16 protein-coding genes are annotated in these 19,338 nt (G+C 38.8%); 7 read left to right on the plus strand and 9 right to left on the minus strand.

Annotated features, from left to right (window positions below):
- Positions 1–50: 50 nt before the first annotated feature.
- The 3 genes from MKY88_RS07580 to MKY88_RS07590 all read right to left on the minus strand — a co-directional run bounded on the left by MKY88_RS07580 (position 51) and on the right by MKY88_RS07590 (position 6,184).
- Positions 51–3,161 (minus strand): copper amine oxidase N-terminal domain-containing protein, encoded by a 3,111-nt coding sequence (locus MKY88_RS07580; RefSeq protein WP_340813300.1) that lies wholly within the window; start codon positions 3,159–3,161, stop codon positions 51–53.
- Positions 3,162–3,448: 287 nt separating this feature from the next.
- Positions 3,449–4,792, minus strand: a complete 1,344-nt coding sequence (locus MKY88_RS07585) for a TldD/PmbA family protein (protein WP_340813301.1) — start codon at positions 4,790–4,792, stop codon at positions 3,449–3,451.
- A 3-nt stretch (positions 4,793–4,795) separates the two neighbouring features.
- Positions 4,796–6,184 carry a TldD/PmbA family protein gene (locus MKY88_RS07590; protein ID WP_340813302.1) on the minus strand — a complete coding sequence of 463 codons (1,389 nt, stop codon included), beginning with the start codon at positions 6,182–6,184 and terminating at the stop codon, positions 4,796–4,798.
- A 176-nt stretch (positions 6,185–6,360) separates the two neighbouring features.
- Between MKY88_RS07590 and MKY88_RS07595 the strand changes: the two genes are divergently transcribed.
- The 4 genes from MKY88_RS07595 to MKY88_RS07610 all read left to right on the plus strand — a co-directional run bounded on the left by MKY88_RS07595 (position 6,361) and on the right by MKY88_RS07610 (position 10,058).
- Complete coding sequence (locus MKY88_RS07595) at positions 6,361–6,585, plus strand: transcriptional regulator SplA domain-containing protein (RefSeq protein WP_069480729.1); 225 nt, start codon at positions 6,361–6,363, stop codon at positions 6,583–6,585.
- 12 nt (positions 6,586–6,597) lie between these two features.
- Positions 6,598–7,626 (plus strand): spore photoproduct lyase, encoded by a 1,029-nt coding sequence (gene splB / locus MKY88_RS07600; RefSeq protein ID WP_069480730.1) that lies wholly within the window; start codon positions 6,598–6,600, stop codon positions 7,624–7,626.
- Positions 7,627–7,790: 164 nt separating this feature from the next.
- A complete protein-coding gene (locus tag MKY88_RS07605; protein ID WP_340813304.1) occupies positions 7,791–8,726 on the plus strand; it encodes an arginine deiminase family protein in 936 nt (311 codons plus the stop codon).
- 15 nt (positions 8,727–8,741) lie between these two features.
- Positions 8,742–10,058 (plus strand): amino acid permease, encoded by a 1,317-nt coding sequence (locus MKY88_RS07610; protein ID WP_340813305.1) that lies wholly within the window; start codon positions 8,742–8,744, stop codon positions 10,056–10,058.
- A 6-nt stretch (positions 10,059–10,064) separates the two neighbouring features.
- On the opposite strand, the gene MKY88_RS07615 is transcribed toward MKY88_RS07610, so the two are convergent.
- Together MKY88_RS07615 and MKY88_RS07620 are read right to left on the minus strand one after the other, a co-directional pair.
- Positions 10,065–10,811, minus strand: a complete 747-nt coding sequence (locus MKY88_RS07615; protein WP_340813306.1) for a YqcI/YcgG family protein — start codon at positions 10,809–10,811, stop codon at positions 10,065–10,067.
- 248 nt (positions 10,812–11,059) lie between these two features.
- Complete coding sequence (locus tag MKY88_RS07620; RefSeq protein ID WP_193831424.1) at positions 11,060–11,497, minus strand: MarR family winged helix-turn-helix transcriptional regulator; 438 nt, start codon at positions 11,495–11,497, stop codon at positions 11,060–11,062.
- Between the two features lie 119 nt (positions 11,498–11,616).
- On the opposite strand from MKY88_RS07620, the gene MKY88_RS07625 reads away from it, so the two are divergent.
- On the plus strand, positions 11,617–12,204 hold the full coding sequence (locus tag MKY88_RS07625; RefSeq protein ID WP_069480735.1) for an NAD(P)H-dependent oxidoreductase: 588 nt from the start codon (positions 11,617–11,619) through the stop codon (positions 12,202–12,204).
- A 23-nt stretch (positions 12,205–12,227) separates the two neighbouring features.
- On the opposite strand, the gene MKY88_RS07630 is transcribed toward MKY88_RS07625, so the two are convergent.
- The 4 genes from MKY88_RS07630 to MKY88_RS07645 all read right to left on the minus strand — a co-directional run bounded on the left by MKY88_RS07630 (position 12,228) and on the right by MKY88_RS07645 (position 17,599).
- The gene (locus tag MKY88_RS07630) at positions 12,228–13,301 is read right to left on the minus strand and encodes a sensor histidine kinase (RefSeq protein WP_193831426.1); all 1,074 of its coding nucleotides are present in this window, start codon (positions 13,299–13,301) and stop codon (positions 12,228–12,230) included.
- Positions 13,298–13,975 (minus strand): response regulator transcription factor, encoded by a 678-nt coding sequence (locus tag MKY88_RS07635; protein ID WP_193831427.1) that lies wholly within the window; start codon positions 13,973–13,975, stop codon positions 13,298–13,300. Before MKY88_RS07635 ends, MKY88_RS07630 begins: the two co-directional genes overlap by 4 nt.
- A 17-nt stretch (positions 13,976–13,992) precedes the next feature.
- Positions 13,993–15,747, minus strand: coding sequence for an ABC transporter ATP-binding protein (locus MKY88_RS07640; protein ID WP_069480738.1), 1,755 nt, complete (start codon positions 15,745–15,747; stop codon positions 13,993–13,995).
- 133 nt (positions 15,748–15,880) lie between these two features.
- Positions 15,881–17,599: a PucR family transcriptional regulator gene (locus tag MKY88_RS07645; RefSeq protein WP_340813309.1), complete on the minus strand. Its 1,719-nt coding sequence runs from the start codon at positions 17,597–17,599 to the stop codon at positions 15,881–15,883.
- A gap of 218 nt (positions 17,600–17,817) precedes the next feature.
- Here MKY88_RS07645 and MKY88_RS07650 point away from each other — a divergent pair, with 218 nt between their 5' ends.
- On the plus strand, positions 17,818–18,426 hold the full coding sequence (locus MKY88_RS07650; protein WP_193831429.1) for an ankyrin repeat domain-containing protein: 609 nt from the start codon (positions 17,818–17,820) through the stop codon (positions 18,424–18,426).
- Between the two features lie 31 nt (positions 18,427–18,457).
- Entirely contained in the window at positions 18,458–19,336 is an 879-nt protein-coding gene (locus MKY88_RS07655) for a DUF2877 domain-containing protein (RefSeq protein WP_340813310.1), read from the plus strand.
- The last annotated feature ends 2 nt before the right edge of the window (positions 19,337–19,338 follow it).

Consider the following 19,338-nt stretch of genomic DNA (forward strand, 5'->3'; position numbering starts at 1 on the left):
ACAGCAAAAAGGGACTCCCATTGGGAGTCCCTTCTATATAAACTATTTGTTTATTGGTTAACTGGAGCTTCTTTTGACGTCTCACCATTAGTATTATCAGGTTTTGCCATAAGCAGCACTGAATTAATGGACGTATTTGATAGTATATAATTTCCTTTTACTACAGCTAAAACCTTAGCCACATATTCTGTGGAAGTCGTGAGTGGCTTACCAAATGCATCCGAATCTATGTTTAGACTTTGACTCACATTGGAGAGACCATTCTGATAAATTCTTGTACTATTAGTATTGTTCATGGCATCACTTTCTTTGAAACTATCTGCTTCATTTTTAGGTAACATAAACACTCTATATTCCGTTACATTTTGTCCGTTTTTGACATCGAAGCTAACTGTAATATCGGAATACTTATTTTTGTCCCCTTGAACACTCAATTGCACTTTCTCTATCGTTACAGGTGCTAAACGCTCCACTAAAGTAATAGAAGAAGATGGGTTGGATAAGTTATACATTGCCTTGGAATTTCCATTACCTACGGACAAGATATACACACGATATTCTTCACCATTTGTGATAAGTCTTCCATCTATATCTCTACTACCAGTTCCCAAACTCATACTATATTGGCCTTTATTTATATCTGTATAATTAGTGACTTTACTAGCTGCGTTCACATCAAAGCCATTTGCTTTTGATGCAGGTACGACAAGAATGCGGTAACTAGCTATATTTGATTCATCAGAAGGCTTCGCGAACGATATTTGTAAATCTCGACCATCTCCATAATCACCAATATCGCTTACAGTAATATTACTTACCGCTTGAACCCCTTTACTCTTACTAAGTGTAATCACAGGCGAAGCAGAGGACAGGGCATAGGTATTTGGAGTATTTCCATTGGATACAGTCAGTACATAGACGCGATAGCTAGTTCCTTCTGTAACATAATTACCACGCACATCCCTAATCCCATCCAACGTTCTAGTTGTAGCAATATTCCCACCTTTGTTTTCTGTGATGTAATAAGTACTACTATTGGCTTGTGAAAGATTAAAGCTACTGTAGTAGGCTGTCGGTACGATTAGAATTCGATAATGATTGACATTTGATTCTTCAAAAGGCTTCGTAAATGTTACTTGCACATCACGGCCATCTCCATTGTCATCTATATCTGCAACATTCAGATTGGTTACAGCTTGCACATTAAAGTTCTTAGTTAGCGTCATTGTAGATGTCGGCGCAGATAGTGCATTGTTTCCAACGGAGCTTCCATTCACTACAGTTAAAACATAAATTTGGTAGCTAGTGCCTTCTTTGATTGCATTTCCGCGCACATCTCGAGCATTTTCAGCTAACGCCTGCTCATACGTGGATTTTCCAGATGTGTAGACAGTCGTGTAATTGTTGCTAGAAACATTATTTGCTTCCGTTAGACTAAAATTAGTGTAATTTGATGTTGGTACAACTAAAATCCGATAATGACTAATTTTTGACTCGTCTACAGCTTTATTGAAAGAGACAAAGAGGTCACGCCCGTTACCATAATCACTTATATCGCTAACATTGAGATTCGTTACTGCACCCAAATTGCTGCTAAATAGCGAAATCGGATTGGAGACAGGAGACAACACGTTATTCGCAGAGTTATTTGTTACGGCCATAACGAATACACGATAGCTAACTCCATTCTGAATGGCATACCCGTCAGTATCTCTTGCTCCAGAAGAAAGCACCTGAGTAATATTGTAGCCTGTCTTGTTCACTTGTGTGTAATAAGTGTTACCTAAACTATTCGCCTTCGACAATGTAAAGTCCGAATAGTTATTAGCTCTTACAACAAAAATTCGGTAAGCGCCGATAGTAGATTCATCGGACACTTTATTGAAGCTAACACTCAGATCGCGTCCATCCCCAAAGTCATTCACATCATTCACTTGTGTAATAACCGGAGTAGACATTGTATTTTGGCCTAGTGTTACTGATGATGAGCCAGACGACAGCTTGTTTCCTACTGAATTCGAATTACTTACAGACAGAACGACCGCTGTATAAGGTACGTTATTTTTAATGAGATCACCAGAAGTATCACGTGCTGTGGAAGACAATGTTCCTGTCAAAATACTGCCGTTACTTCCCGATTTATTCACTGTTGTATAGTAGCTGCTTGATAGACTATTGGCAGTAGTGAGATTAAAATTGCTAGCATCCTTGGTCTTTACGATAAACACACGATAATTGGCAATATTGTTATCATTTTGCGGACGAGTGAAGCTAACAGAGACATCGCGTCCATCACCAAAATCGTTAATATCGCTAATCTTCACACTTGTTACCTCTGTTACTGAAGACAAATTGGTTAAGGTAATCTTTGGAGAAGAACTCGATAAAACGCTAGAATAAGAACCTTTCCCAACAGCAAGTATACGAACCACATATGGCTGATCATTTCTAATATAGTCTCCGTCCACATCTCTTGAATTCTGCGTTAAAGTAACAGCACGGTTCGAACCTGATGTAGACACCACTGAATAATTAGAAGGGGAGACTTTCAAGGCAGATGCCAAATTGAAGCTCTTTGAAGCCTTCAAAACCATTACCCGATAATGATCGACGTATGATTCTGTAGACGATCTGGAAAAGCTAACCTCCATGTCACGCCCATCTCCCTGATCATTGACATCGCGAACGGATACATTGCTCGCAGGAGAAATACTAATATTGCTTGGGGTTTCGTCAGATATAATCGTTACGGTCTGATTTCTTGAGTTCCAGTCAACTTCCTGACCAAGCGCTTCACTTACGAAGCGGACTGGTACCATTGTTCTGCCTCTTAAAATTTGTGCTGGTACATCAAGTGTAACCGATTGGCCATTAATAGTTGCTACCTTCGATTTCATCCTGAGAACTACTGTTGTATCTCCTTTAAACCCTGTTACCGTTTGACTCCTTGAATCCCAATTTACAGTGGCACCCAATGCCTCAAAGATTGCTCTAAGTGGCAGCATAACACGCCCTTGAATCATCGCTGGCGGCTGATCGGTCTTCAATTGAACCCCGTCCACAGTAATTGTGATGGCTTTTGCCGCTTGTGCGGTTGCCGGCTGCAGCAATAGCGGTACAATAAGCATTGCTGCAAAAAATAAAGTCCATATTTTTTTCATAAATTCCACCCTTCTACATGCCATATGACTGACGCAGCATGACAACTAATTTAACGTATCAAAGGTCTAAAAGTTTCACCATTTTACCTCTAAAAGAAAATTTAACCATTAGTGGCTGTGGAGCGGTATTTTTTAGGGAGGAGGATCGACTAAAGTAGATGATTACACTGATCTTTATAAAATTAAAGAAGGCAACTCTCTTACCCATAGTCACTTCCACTGAATGAGAGGTTGGTGACTATAGAAAAAAGAACTGCCGAGAAATTAGAATGGCTTACTTTTTGGTGTTATTCCACTGTAACTGATAATTCCTTTACAAGTAAAGATGAGGAGCCATATCCTTTTGGTAGGAAGTAAAGCTCAGAGCTAGTTTCTTTAATATCATGTAGGAACTCGAAAAAATTACCAGCTATTGTCATTTGCTTAACAGGAGAGGCGATTTTACCATTTTCAATATGAAACCCTTTTGCAGCAACTGAAAAATCACCTGTAACCGTATTCGTACCAGAGTGAAGACCAGACAATTGAGTAATAAATACACCATTACTAACTGAGTGAATTAACCTGTCTAGAGATTTCTCACCAGATGAAATATATAAAATTTGGGGCGCAATCGTTAAGGCTCCCTTGTAGGAATCTTTATGGGCATGCCCGGTTGTTTCACAGTTATCTTTTTTAGCCGTTTTTCTATTATGCAGAAGTGTTTGGAGTGTACCTTCTAAAATAATTTCCTGCTCTTTTGTTGCAACACCCTCACCATCAAAGCTTGCTCCAGACAATGCGGCGGGATGGAATGGAGTACTCAGCAATGTAACGGCTCCTGATGCCACTTTTTGCCCGACTTTTCCTTTTAGTAGAGATTGATCTTTTTGAGCATTTTCAGCTGACAGTATCGGCATAAAAGTTTCTAATAATGAGGCTGATGCATCAGAGCGAAGAATGATTGGATATTTACCACCCGGAATCGATTTTTCGCCTAAATTCGCAAGAGCTTCCTCAGCTGCTTCCTTTGCAATATCATCAGCCTGCAGAGAATGAAAATCACGTGTCATTTTCAAATAATGGCCTGTTTTCATTTCTTCACCTTCTTTTACAACTGTGGAGAGGAAAATCACGAAGCCGTTCTCCTTATGTGTTAAGGCAAGATTTTTGCTATTCACTAATGAGCGTTCAGCTGTATATTCTTGCAGGAAACAATAATCAAGAGCAATAATGCGTGAATCGTATGCACGAATCTTTTCCTCGATGGAACGAAGAAGCTCTATTTTTTCTGGAATTCCGATAGTCTCTAATTCTTCATTGTAATATTCATAAGATGGGTATTCAGAGCTGCCATCAAAAATAGCTATGCCCTCACCCTCATCAAGTATGTTTGCATTTGCTTTAGCGCTATTAATTAAAAAGGGAATTGAATCATCGTCTAGCTTTTCCGTATAGGAATAGCCCATTTTTCCGTTGTAAAGTCCTCGTAGGCTTAGACCTCCGTCCTCAGACGTTTCGTAGCTATCAATCTCGCCCTTGTAGAGCATGCATCGGATCGATTTATTTTGTTCATAATAAACCTCAGCTTCTATAAAACCAGCTTCTTGCGCCTTGTCTAATAGTTTTTCCTGGTATTTAGCAATGTTCATCCATTATTCCCCCTTCGTTCCACCAACTGTTATTTCACTTACGCGAATCATTGGCTGACCTACATTGACAGGAAGACTCCCACTTAGAGAGCCACACATACCAGCTCCATGAGCGAGATTATTACCCACTCGATCAACGAGCTGCAATGTTTTTGCGCCATTTCCAATGAGTGTTGCGCCACGTACAGGGCGTTCGATTTTTCCGTCTTTGACGATATAGGCCTCCATTACCGCAAAATTATAATCACCAGTAGAAGGGGAAACCTGTCCACCTCCCATATACTTTGCGTAAATACCATACTCTGTCGATGCGATAATATCGGCTGGCGTAGATGTGCCTGGGGCGATATACGTATTTGTCATACGGGATGTAGGGTTAAATCGATAGGATTGTCGACGAGAAGAGCCTGTTGGCTGTGCACCCATACGGCGAGCATTAAATTTATCAATTAAGTATCCCTTTAAAATACCATTTTCAATTAAAATGTTCTTCCTAGTTTTTTCTCCCTCGTCATCAATATTTAATGAGCCCCACTCGTTCGGAAGTGTACCATCATCAATATATGTAACAATTTCAGGAGCGACTCTTTCACCGATACGGTTGGCGAACACGGAATTATTTTTGGCAACAGCAGTTGCTTCTAAGCCATGTCCACAAGCCTCATGGAAAATGACACCACCAAATTCATTATCAATAATGACAGGGAATTTACCGCTTGGACATTCATCTGCATGAAGCATTGTAACCGCGATACGTGCAGCTTCACCTGCATAATGGTTTAGGTCTAGCTTTTCAATAAATTCAAAGCCTGCATGTGCACCTGGTCCATAGAAGCCCGTTTGTACTTCAGTACCTTCTGTAGCTGTCGCTTGCATACTAAGTCTACTGTGAACACGCGTATCCTCAACAAATTTACCCTCTGAATTTGCAATCAGTACATTTTGTTGTTCATCTAGATATCGAACTTTTATCTGGTGAATTCTGGGATCGTATTGTCTGGCAATAGAATCTGCTTGTCGCATGACAGCTGTTTTACTTGCGTGCTCCACTGTATGAGGCATGCGGCGAATTTGATGAATAGGAGTGATAATCTCTTTATGAAGAGGGTGAATGGTACCCGATTCACCGCCTTTGATGGCTAGGGCTGCACGCTCTGCCGCTGCAAGTAAACCTTTCTCAGAAAAATCATTGGTATACGTATAAATGCTCTGAAGTCCTGAAAAAATACGGATGCCGATTCCGAAATCACGCCCAGTAATACTTTGTTCAATCTTGCCGCTTTGTAAGACAAAGTCATTGACATATTTATCCTCTATAAAAATTTCTGAAAAGTCCCCACCAGTTGCTAGCGCGGCTTCAAGGACATTTTCAATAATGGATTGTTTGATCATATATCTTCCTCCTTTTCTTGATTATACCAAATAGTTAAAAAATTCTGTATTATCCTATTTTCCTAGATTTGAAGATAGGGTCACATAAATTTATGTATATTACATAAAAAATTTTTTATGACATATTTCTCTAACCATTTCACCACACTAACAGAAAGACAGAGGAAGGTGAAAAGATGCAACAACCATATAATGTCGGAGATATCGTTTATATTTTTTATCGGAATCCTCATATTCAGGATGTAGCGAATATACAGGAAGCCGCGGTAGTTTATCATCCAGAGCAACCAGAAGAGCTAGCCGTATTTCTATTTGAAACCTATTACCCGATAACGCAAGACATGTTAATTTTTTCAAGCGAAATGGCGGCTGAGCAAGCCTACCATCAGTATTTTCAATGAGGGAGGATTACGATGAATAAACCGTTTATCCCTCAGCTCGTCTATTTTGAGCCTGATGCGCTCCATTATCCGTTAGGTCAGGAGTTAAAAGAAAAGTTTGAGCAGATGGGGATCGAAATACGTTATACCACTTCGCATAATCAAGTAAGAAATCTCCCTGGAGACAATGATTTTCAAAAGTATCGCGTAGCGAAATCTACTTTGGTAGTAGGCATTCGGAAAACGTTAAAGTTTGATACATCCAAGCCCTCCGCTGAATATGCTATTCCATTTGCTACTGGCTGTATGGGCCATTGCCATTATTGTTATTTACAAACAACGATGGGGAGCAAACCTTATATTCGTACTTATGTCAATGTGGATGAAATATTGGAGCAGGCTGATCATTATATGGCTGAACGAGCTCCTGACATTACACGTTTTGAGGCATCCTGTACGTCCGATATTGTAGGGATTGACCATCTCACACATACATTGAAACGTGCTATTGAGCATTTTGGACAAAGTGAGTTAGGTCAATTACGATTTGTGACGAAGTTCCATCATGTGGATCACCTATTGGATGCTAAACATAATGGTAAGACAAGATTCCGTTTTAGCGTCAATGCAGATTATGTTATTAAACATTTTGAGCCAGGAACTTCTCCATTAGCAAAAAGAATTGAGGCGGCTGGTAAGGTGGCAAGGGCTGGCTATCCGCTCGGTTTCATCGTCGCCCCCATCTATCTACACGATGGGTGGCAGGAAGGCTATTACCAAATGTTTGAGCGGTTAGATGCTGAATTGCCAAAGGATGTACGTGAAGATATTACATTTGAATTTATCCAGCATCGTTTTACGAAGCCAGCTAAACGTGTGATTGAAAAAAACTATCCGATGACAAAGCTGGAACTTGACGAAACCGTGAGAAGGTATAAATGGGGGAAATATGGAATAGGTAAATACATTTATCAAAAAGAAGAGGAAGAAGATATTAAGGAACATTTATATGGCTATATGAAAAAGTTCTTTCCACATGCAAAATTAGAATATTTTACGTAATGAGAGAGAGCCTTTGCCGTTCTCTCTAAATTTTATTTGAGCTACATATGGTTCAATGAAACGACGATTCAAATCATAGCATTGTCTGTGACTGATCGTATTGTATAATTCTCCTTTCAATGGTAACGCTAGCAGAGAACGACAAGCAGAAGGGGAGAATAAGGATGGACTCATTTCGAGTAAATTGTTGGTCGGAGCATGAGGAACTAAAGGTGGTCATGCTTTGTGCACCTTCGAAAGTTGATGTAACAGATTCGAAAATAGCCGAGCAGGTTGGGTGGAGTGAGCCTGTCAACCATCATAAAGCTATGGAAAATTTTCTGGCATTGAAGACAATGCTTGAAAACGCTGGGGTAAGAGTGATCGATTATGCCGAAGAATTATCAAATGATCAGCAGCTGTTAAGTGAGCAGCTCATTAATCGTTATTTTGTGCGCGATCTAGCCTGTGTTGTGGGCCAGCAGCTTTTACCTGGAAATGCAGGAAGCTCATTAAGGCGCCCTGAGTATCCACATGCTCATGCTATTTTAGCCAAGTGGTTTTCTGAACAATTTATTAGTAAAGCACAGCCTTCTCAATCACTTGAGTGTGGGGATGTGATGCTATTAAATAAGGATGCAGTCCTCATGAATCTAGGGATGAGAACTTCAATAGAGGCTGTTGAAAGCTTGAAGGAACGCTTCTTTCAACAAGGATTTTCAGAAATTGCGGTCATTGATTTACCGAAGGGCAATGATACGCTTCATTTAGATATGAATTGTAATGTTGTACATCATAACTTAATGATTGCTAAAAGCTTTGTGCGTTATTTTCCTGTACAGGTGTTCACAGCTCAAGGCAGTCATTTTGATATGCCAGAATCATTTTTAAAGCGGCATGGCTTTGATGTTTACTGGCTCGAAACCTATAAAACCATTCCGGACATTAACTTGATTAATCTTGATCCAGAAACGTTAGTAATCAGTAAGCAGGCATCTAAACAGGAGTTATTAAAGCATCCATTATTAAGTAAAAAGAAATTACTGGAAGTGGACGTTACAGAGCTTGAAAAAGGTGGGGGAGGCATTCGATGCATGACATTGCCTTTAGTAAGAAAGTAGTGAAGGGTTGATTACATGACATCAAATACAAGTAAGGGCAGGTTGTCTTGGTGGCAACTTTCGCTTCTCGGTATTGGCTGTACATTAGGAACGGGTTTCTTTCTTGGGACAAGTATGGCCATTCATAAAAGTGGACCGGCTGTGTTAATTCCTTTTTTATTAGCGGCCATTTGTACGTATATTGTTTATGATGCACTTGTTAAAATGTCTGTTGAAAATCCTGATAAAGGCTCATTTCGTACTTATGCTAAACAAGCATTTGGGAGGTGGGCAGGATTTAGTAATGGTTGGGTCTATTTAATTTCGGAGATTCTAATTATGGGGAGTCAGCTCATGGCACTCGGTATTTTTACGAAGTTTTGGTTTCCGTCATTGCCATTATGGGTTGCGGCCTCTATCTATGCTGCTATAGGGCTAGTCGTGATTCTCACAGGCATGAAGGGTTTTGAAAACTTCCAAAACATCTTTGGGGCATTAAAGGCGGCAGCAATTGTGATGTTTATTATCGTAGCTGTTGTAATCCTCCTGAAAGGCTCACAAGCATCAACTTTGGATTCACTCTATGCAAATTATGAACAGTTTTTCTCACAAGGTATAAAAGGAATTTGGCTCGGGCTATTGTATGCCTTTTACGCCTATGGAGGCATTGAAGTAATGGGGTTAATGGTCATTGATTTAAAAAACCCAAAAGAAGCACCAAAAGCAGGAAGAATAATGTTAGTTGTTATTACCATCATTTTTTTAATGGCGATTGCCCTTGCGTTAGCGCTTGTCTCTTGGAAAGACTTTACGATTGATGAGAGTCCTTTTATTACAGCTCTTCAAGGTTATCACATTCCCTTTGTGGCGGATATTTTTAATGGTGTTTTAATCATTGCTGGATTTTCAACAATGGTAGCTTCACTCTATGCGGTGATTACAATTCTTATTACACTTGCAGAGGATCACGATGCACCAAAAATATTAGCGAAGAAAGGGAAAAGGAAAGTGCCTATTCCTGCCTTTATTTTTTTAACTTGTGGCTTAGTCATAACAATTGTTATTGGCTTTCTCATGCCAGAAAAAATCTTTGAATATTTGATGACAGCAGCGGGTTTAATGTTGATCTATAATTGGCTGTTTATTTTAGTGACATATAGGAAGCTGATGGAGTTATCTAAGTGGGAGCATGTGAAAAATGGGTTGGGAATGCTGCTCATTGCTGTTACGGTATCTGGTACGTTAGGAGAAAAAACAAGCAGACTCGGTTTTTTCGTGAGCCTGCTTTTTATTGTCCTCATAGGGATTGCAACCTGGATTGTTGTGAAAAGGCAAAGTCATAAGGAAGCCTAATGGACGTTAGTTTTGTAGCCTCCGTAAGAACGGGCATTTGGACGGACTTTGATTATCATCACTTAAAAAATATTGCTTCCATTCATAACTATCTTCTTGTCCGTACCATTTTAAATCCGGATGCCCTGGGAGTGCATCATAATTGGCAATGCGTTGACGGATGAGCTTCTTTAATTTTCGCCCGAATGCAGTAAAGTCGTTTATTTCTTCAAAAATCCAGCGTGGTTGAATGGCCATGAGCAAAGTAGAAAAATGGCGACTCCTGCGCAATTTGTGTGCGGGTGTTGCACAGGAGATAAAATAGGGCTCACCGTTAAAACAAAACTCCCATTCATTGTGGGCAGGGTCAGTTGGTATTTCTTCAGGCCAATCGAGAGCGTCGATTTTAGTTAATTGGTTAAGAATGGTCCAAAATAATTGCTGATAATCCTCAACTTTATATTGAGCGAGCATATCCTGAGGGCTATGAAAGAAAACAGTGAGTGTCGTATATTTACCAAAAGTTTGGGAGGATTTTGCGAATTCCTTTAAACATTGTGCTAGCTCATGAATGGATGGCTCCTTCCGTGGATCTCCGATAAAACTATAGCGCAAATGGTTCGATAAAAACCCCATTCTTGCAGGTACACATGGAAAGGTATTTTCTTCATCGGCAATTGTGGCGGCAAAATCTGTGTAGGCAGACTGTTGCCAAATTGGAAGGGTGTCCAAATGTTCCTCAATCCACTTCCTATCAAATACTCCTACGTTCACTTGAGTCTCCTCCTTCTATACACCTTTATTCTATTAAAGAAAAAGCTAATGGGTTACGAAATCATGATGAATATGTAAGGATATAAGGATCGATTATTAATCACTCAATGGATGGTATGAATGGTAGAGTCTTGCTTAATTTGAATTGTTTTGAGCAAGGGAGGAGCGGCATTAAAATAATGACAATTGTTTTGAAAACTAGTGCTGCTTCAATGGCTGATAAATCAGAACCATTGAAGCAGCACATGTTAATCTTTTTGTTGAAAGACCTTTTGTTCAAGGATAGATAGGGCATGTTGAATATCTTTTATATCATCCTGTGTCGCATGTTGAATAAGCTGTAGAAAACGTTCCTCGATGCATGCAAAGGCCTCCTCCATCATTTTATCTCCCTCCATAGACAAGCGAATATACTGCTTTCTGCGGTCCTCCGTGTCGTTCCATTTTTCAATGAGGTTTTGGTCTTGTAATTTTCGCAATTCACGACTTGTGTTGGGTAAGGACATATGCTGACATTCGCTTATTTCGGTAGGCGTGACGGGCTGACTTACTTTAATATATTCAAGAATTTTATATTGAAGCGGTGTTATATTGGCAACGGTCACGTTTTGTGTCAGCTCGTGTGTCACTTGGTGGACATTGGCTGTAAACGTTACGAATTGATGAAATAAACTGCTTTTATCCAATTGGATCACCTCTTATTGTCAAGATAACAAATAACTTGTCTTAAAACAATTATCATTTGACAACAAAAAACAAATCAATTATTATTTAGTTATCAAATGATAAGTAGTGGAGGCGTAGTATGAAAACGTTAATTGTCTATACATATCCAAACCATAAGAGCTTAAATTATGCATTTTTACAGGAAGTAATGAAGGGGTGTCAAGAGAATCCTGCCATTGATGAGATACAGTTACTAGATTTATATGAAGAAGAATTCGATCCTCGTTTAATTTTCCATGAGCATAAACGACGTCGGGATATGTATCGTGATCCGCAACTGGAAAAGTACCGTCAACAGCTGACATGGGCAGATCAAATTGTATTTGTTTATCCAATATGGTGGGGGAGACCGCCTGCTATGCTGTTAGGCTATATTGATCAATTATTTGCATCGAATTTTGCGTATCGGGATACAAAGGGATTATTTCCAGAAGGACTCTTAAAAGGAAAGTCGGTTGTTTGTGTGTCCACGATGAAGGGGCCAACCAAATATCCACTGCTATGGCTGAATAATGCTCATAAAATTTTGATGAAAAGAGCGTTATTTAGTTATGTAGGAATGAAGAAAGTGAAGTTTTTTGAGTTTGGAAACATGGAAAGTAAAAAAGGGCAGCAACAGCGAAAGCTGAACAAAGTTTATCAGTATTTTAGAAAGGTTGCATACTAATAAAAAAACTCGTGCAGACATCCTTAGACGTTTGCACGAGTTTCTGTAGTATCGATGGGCAATGTAATCGAGAAGGCTGTAAATTCTCCAAGCTTGCTTTCGACGGCAATAGTACCGTTGTGCATATCAATAATTTTTTTGACGATGGCTAAACCGAGACCACTTCCTCCGTTTGTGGCAGTCCGTGATTGGTCGGCCTTATAAAATCGTTCAAATATATGCATTTGCTGCTCTTCCGATAGCCCAATACCAGTATCTTGCACAATGATGGTAACGGTATCGAGATGCTGCGTCATAGTTAACGTGATTGTACCTCTGTCGGATGTGAATTTAATGCTATTCGTTAGCAAATTCATCCAAACTTGATTCAATAAATCTTCATCTGCAGTAATAGTTATATTGTCCAGTTGGACATCGAAGTCCAGTTGTTTAGCTACCCAATTTGGTTCAAGAGCCAGTATGACATTCCGCAATTGTTTATCCAGCCGATAGGTTGTAGTTTCAAATGGATGATGCTGAGATTCTAAGGAAGTCAGCTTCAGCAAATTATCACTAATCTTTGATAACCGATTACTTTCCAATTCAATAATTTCTAAGTAATGTTGACGCTTTTCTTCAGGCAGATGAATGTTCTTAAGAGCCTTCGCAAAGCCATTAATAGACGTTAAAGGTGATTGGATCTCATGGGAGACGTTTGAAATAAATTCTTGTCGCATCCTTTCAAGCTCACCTAATTCAACAGCCATATGATTAATGCCATGGATTAATTGGCCAAATTGGTCCTCCTCATTGCCTTTTACATCTAATTGGATATTAAAATCCCCTTTTGCCATTTGTCTTAATGCTTCAACAATAGCGTCCCAGTAATTCCGTTGTCGATTGAGCCCAATTAAGAAGATAATAGCGGCCGAACAGGCAAAGAGTACAAAAACGCCAAGGACAGTGCCTAATTGCTGCCAAAAATCATGGGGTTCTGTACCTAACTGACCATATAACCATCCTGTTGCATGATAAGAAATAAAAGCAAATAGAGTATTTGTAATGAGAAAGAGGAATAGAACAAATAAAATTCTAACAAAGAATTTTCGTTTTCTCATAATGCTAGTTCCAAGCGGTAGCCAAGACCTCGAATGGTACGGATGGCAAAGCCACTAATCTCCTGAGGAAAACGCTCACGTATTCTTTTAATATGGACGTCTACTGTGCGTTCGTCTCCTTCATAATCATAGCCCCAAATTTCTTCAATCAATTGTTCGCGAGAAAATGTTTTGCCCACATAGCTCGCTAATGTAAATAATAGTTCGAATTCCTTTAAACGAAGGACAATGATTTCTCCGTTCAGATCAACTTCATGTGTATGTCGATCGAGTTTAACATTGCCTGCTTCTACTACTTGAGAGAGCGCAATACGATATCGTTTTAATATCGATTTTACACGCACAATTAGCTCGGCAGGTTCAAAAGGTTTTACCAAATAATCATCTGTCCCTAAATGGAAACCCTTGACCTTTTGAGCAGTTTCTCCTTTAGCAGTAAGCATGAGAATAGGGAGATCAGTATTATATGAACGAATTTCCTCACATAAAGTCCACCCATCCATGTTTGGCATCATGATATCCATGATAACCATATCTACCTTTTCATAGGTTAACTTGGACAGTGCATCGACACCGTCCGTCGCTTCAATAACCTCTAGACCTTCATTTTGTAGAAATACTTTTACTAATTCTCGAATATGGGCATCATCATCTACCATTAACAGTTTGGTCATCTAAACAATTCCCTTCGTTAGTCCTCTTTAATTCGTAATTGCTGCTTGGCAAACTCACGATACATGGCATGCGTCTCAAAGAGTGTCTCATGTGTACCACAACCTGTAATATGTCCTTTTTCTACAAATAGTATTTGATCGGCATCGACTACCGTTGATAGGCGGTGAGCAATGACTAAAGTTGTGCGACCTTGCATTAAATTATCTAACGCTTTTTGTACATAAATTTCTGACTTACTATCTAAACTTGATGTAGCTTCATCGAGCATTAAAATTTGCGGATTCCGTAGTAGCGCTCTTGCAATAGAAATACGCTGACGTTGTCCTCCTGAAAGCTTGATGCCTCTTTCGCCTACTTCGGTGTCAAACTTATCGGGAAGATCGTTAATAAATTGTTCAGCATAAGCCATTTTAGCCACTCTTTCTAGCTCATCATCCTGCACTTCACGGTCAACACCATAGCAAATATTTTCTCGAATCGTTCCTGACAGCAAAGCACTTTCTTGCGCAACATAGCCAATTTGACTGCGCCAAGAGTGAAGTGAAAATGTCTCAATAGGCGTTTCTCCTAGTGTAATATTACCGTTAGTTGGTTGGTAATATCGTTCTAACAGGGAGAATGTGGTTGTTTTACCGCCACCACTTGGACCTACAATGGCCGTTACTTTGCCTGGCTCTATTGTGAAGTTAATATCGGATAAAATCGGCTCCTCACCATATGAAAAGTCAACATTATTAACATAAATTGGCTGATCTATTTTTTCAACAGTAATGCCTTCTTCAATATGTTCCTCCTCATGGTCCAGTAAGGCACTAATGCGTTCAGTGGCACCCATTGCTTTTTGAAGTTGCGTAAAGAACATCGTTAATTGTGTCATTGGCATGATGATTTGGATTAAATATAAAATAAATGCCACCATATCACCAGCTGTCAGCTCACCAGAGGAAACGCGCACGCCACCATAGCCAATAATAGCGACGAGAACCGACATCAGAACGAATGAAATTAATGGTGAAATAAGAGCATGGATTTTTGCTTCTTTTAGGCCAAAGTTAAAGAGATTCGTAATGCCCTTTTTCCCACGCTCATATTCTACTTGCTCCGCATTAGAAGCTTTAACCAAACGTGTTTCAGGTAAAACTTGGTTTAATACCGAAGTAAACTTAGCGGTTTCATCTTGCATCCCTTTAGAAATGACAAACATGCGTTTTCCTAGAAGCATTAAAATAACCATCGCTAGTGGAACAGCGATTAACATCACTAAAGTCATTTTCCAATCTAGGAATAAGAGAATAATAATGGAACCGATGATGGAAATAACACCCGATAAACAGTTCGCTAGATGCTCTGTAATGAGCTCCTTTACGACCGCTGTATCATTTGTTACACGGCTTAATGTTTCGCCAGTATCGTTTTCATCATAATAGGGGATTGGTAAATGCAGCAGCTTGCGCCAAAGTTGATCCCGTAATTTTGCTACTACATGGTGACCTACACGATTTAAATAATAGATAGATAATCCACTTGCAATGGCTTGGGCGATAAAAGCAATACCAAGCAAAATGATCTGCCAATAATTAAGTGATTCTAATGAAAAGCCGTCCACTAATTGTTTTGTAAATAATGGGACGATAAAACCTACGCCCGTAGTTGCTAAACTCATAATTAAAGCTATAACTAGGAGCCAAATAGGTGGTTCAGCTCGTTTTACTAATTGTATAAAACGTCGCCAATCTGGTTTTTTAGTAGTTTCTTTTGATGTCTCTTGCAAAGAAATAGCCTCCTTCAATATCGTCAAACAACGTATGTCGTTCCTATGGCTTTTACTATAGCATGTGTTTATGAACTGAATATGAAATGAAATAAAAGGTGATGTGCAAATCATCATCACCTTTTAAATAGGACTAGTCAGCAAACTCATCATGGTATAAAGACTTACCTAGTAGTCGATAAATTCTTAGAGCTAATTGTATTTGTAATAGTTCCTCATAGCTTTTTAAATCGGTCTTTAAAATCTCTTTAATTTTTTCGATACGGTAAATTAAAGTATTGCGATGAATAAACATTTCCTTAGCGGTTTCACTAATATTCATATGATAAATAAAGTAATTTTCTAACGTAATTAAATAGCTTGTCCCATGTAATAAATCGTGCTCAAAGACAGCCCCTAAGCTCTCTAAGAAAAAATCTTTTAATTGAACCTCATTAATATTCGAATCTAAAAAGTGATAGATGGAGTGATCGGCAAAATGGGCCACAGCTCCGCTTTCTTCAAATCGGTGCATGAGACGGAGAGCTTCGTGAGCCTCGGCAAAGCTTTTATGAACGTAACGAATTTGTTTATATTCTTTCCCAATACCAATTAAAAAGGAAGTTTCTGCTTGATACTGACTTAATAATTGCAAAATTTCCTCAGCATATCGTTTCGTTTCATTAACAGTCATATCTTGCTTACCTTCTTGTTGTCCCACCAACACGATAATTTGATGATTTCGATAAAGACATGTAATTTCACCATTGATGGTACTAGAGTGTTTATAGATTAAATTCATACATTTTTTTGCAATATTATCAGATTCGTACTTTCGAGAAATTAAATCATGATGATCCTGCACGTTATCACGGATCATAGAAATTACAATGCAGTAATATTTATAATTGATATTTAATCCATGGAGGTCACAGAGCGTTTGAAGCGTCTCGCTGGATGTGATTTTTCCCGTTAATAAATCATCAAAAAACTCCTGTTTAATTTTTAGTCGGACGTCCTCAATTTCCTTCTGTTTAATCCTCTCTAATGCCACGATCGTGGAGGCTTGCTCTAAAACAATGTAATCAAATTCATTGAGATCATGAACGGTTTGCCAAATGACTATATAGCCGTAAATATAATTAGCTACTGCTACAGGAAGAATTCTACATTTTACAATAAGGTCCTCTAAATGATAATTTCTTGTAATCAATTTTTGCATCTCATTGAGATCCTTAGGAATGGAATCGATAAAATCCTTTGAAAAAGTCGGACGATTTTTTTTAAGGTTGATGCCATAGGCAAGTGGTACTGGATTGGCATCGAGATCAGTGAAATGCAGTAAATTCCAATCCTGGTCTAAAAAGATAATAGGATTATTAATGGTTTTGGCTAATTTTGAGGAAATCGATTCGATGCCCCCTCCTTCTAGCGCTACTTTAAACAATGTGTTGTGCATATCCAATGATTTTCTATTTAATAAGTCATAGCGGCCGGATGCCTTTTCATTAATGATCGATATGACCTTGGACAAGATGTAGTTATAAGGTAACTCCAACAAAGGTAATCCATATTGATTGGCAATATCGATCATGTTTTGAGGTGTTTTTTGTAGATAGCGTCTCATTTTAATGACGAGGCCCGCACAATTGACTTTAGATAGTTCTTGGATAATTTTATTTTGTAACTCTTCATCATCTTGGAATATATAACCGGTTGTTAATAATAATTCATTCGGTGTTAGCCAATCAAATGCATCGGGATTCTCGATGATGTTCACAAGTGATATTTTATTGTGAATGCCTTGCTCTCCCGCAACAATTTTAATCCCCTCCAAAGCCTTAGTTTCTAATAAATCTTTAATTGTTAGCAAATGATTTCACTCCTTTGCCATAATCTTATCACAAAACATTGTACATATTGCCCAAATCAACTGCATTCTTTTTGGTATTGCTAAACAATGATATATAGAGCATAAGGGAATAAAATAAGGCATGTAAGACAGGAATGTGGAAAAACTAACATTCTCGCGATTCATTTTCATTTAGATGAAATGAACAATAGGTCAGGAAAATGGAGGAATGAAAGAAATTGGAAGATACAATTATCATCTCAGAATTTTTAGCGGCAGCTGAAGCGGGAGATAGAGATACTTTGCAACGTTTTTTACAACAAGGTGTAGATATTAATGCTCGCAATAAGCAAAAGCGAACAGCAATTTTACTTGCTGCCATGAACGATCAATTAGAAACGGTAAAATTTCTAATACAAGAAGGGGCAGATATTAACCTTCAAGATCAAATTTGTTTAAATCCATTTTTATATGGCTGTATTAATGGGAAATTAGAGCTTGTGAAAATAATGCTCCAAGCAAACACAGATTTAGAACGTCTAACACGTTTCGGTGGAGTAGGTGTTCATCCAGCAAGTGAGAAAGGATTTGTTGAGGTAGTTCGTGAGCTTGTTACAAAGACAGATATTAATGTCAATCATACGAATATTTGTGGTTGGACACCATTAATTGAAGCAATCCTTTTGAATGATGGTGGAGAAAAGCAGCAAGAAATTGTTCGTTTATTAGTAGAGCATGGCGCAGATACACAATTGGTCGATCAATATGGAGTGACTCCATTAGCAATCGCTAGAGAAAAAGGTTTTACGGCTATTGAAAAAATTCTACTAGAAGCTGGGGCAAAATAGTAGCATTCCAACGACTCAAAGGGGTGTACATATGATACACGCTAAATCTGGTGATAACTATTTCCTTCAGCAATTAGCTGAGACAGAGTTTACTGGGACGGTTCATAGTGTATTTAAACGTGCATTAAATATCCGCAGTGTAGCAAATGGTGAAATTTTTACACTTGCAACGAAAGCTATGGACAATGCTCCTAATACGCTTGTCATTGATCTTGATACTTTGGACAATTTGCACATAAACCAAAATGACCAAGTAAGGATGAAGTATCACCAATTATTAATAGAAGATAAATTAACAATAGCGATAGAAACAGCCACTCTTTGGCAGTGTCGTCTCCCTATTTTCCCGTCAGACACGGCAAAGTTAAAACAGAATATCGTTCAAGTGAAACAGTTTATTGATATATATGGAAAAAGTGGGGGGATGAAGCGCAGTGATTCACCAGTTAGTGAGTTTGAGGCAGAAACTTCGAGATTGCTAAAAGAGCGCACAGCATTACTCCATGAAGCATTATGTAATCGCCGATTTGATAATTTTCAACAGTATGCACTTGATTTAGTGGGCTTGGGGCCAGGGTTAACGCCATCAGGTGATGATTTTTTAGTTGGATTATTGACGGTCATCCATTTAGAACATAGTCCGTGTTCTATGTATCAGCCATTGTGTGAAAGCGTCATCAAATTGATGAAGCCCTTAACCAATGATATTAGTTACACAACATTGAATAAGGCTGCATATGGACAGGTTAGGGAATCTATTCATGCACTTGTCTCTGTCATGCTATCTGGCACGGAAGGTGAAGCGATTCAAGCACTGAAAAAAGTACTTGCCATCGGCTCTTCATCAGGTACAGATATCGCCTTAGGGCTTATAAGTGGCTTTGAAGCCAATATAGAATTAGGAGGATAAAA

It is taken from the genome of Lysinibacillus sp. FSL R7-0073, from assembly GCF_038009065.1.
Classification (GTDB): domain Bacteria; phylum Bacillota; class Bacilli; order Bacillales_A; family Planococcaceae; genus Lysinibacillus; species Lysinibacillus fusiformis.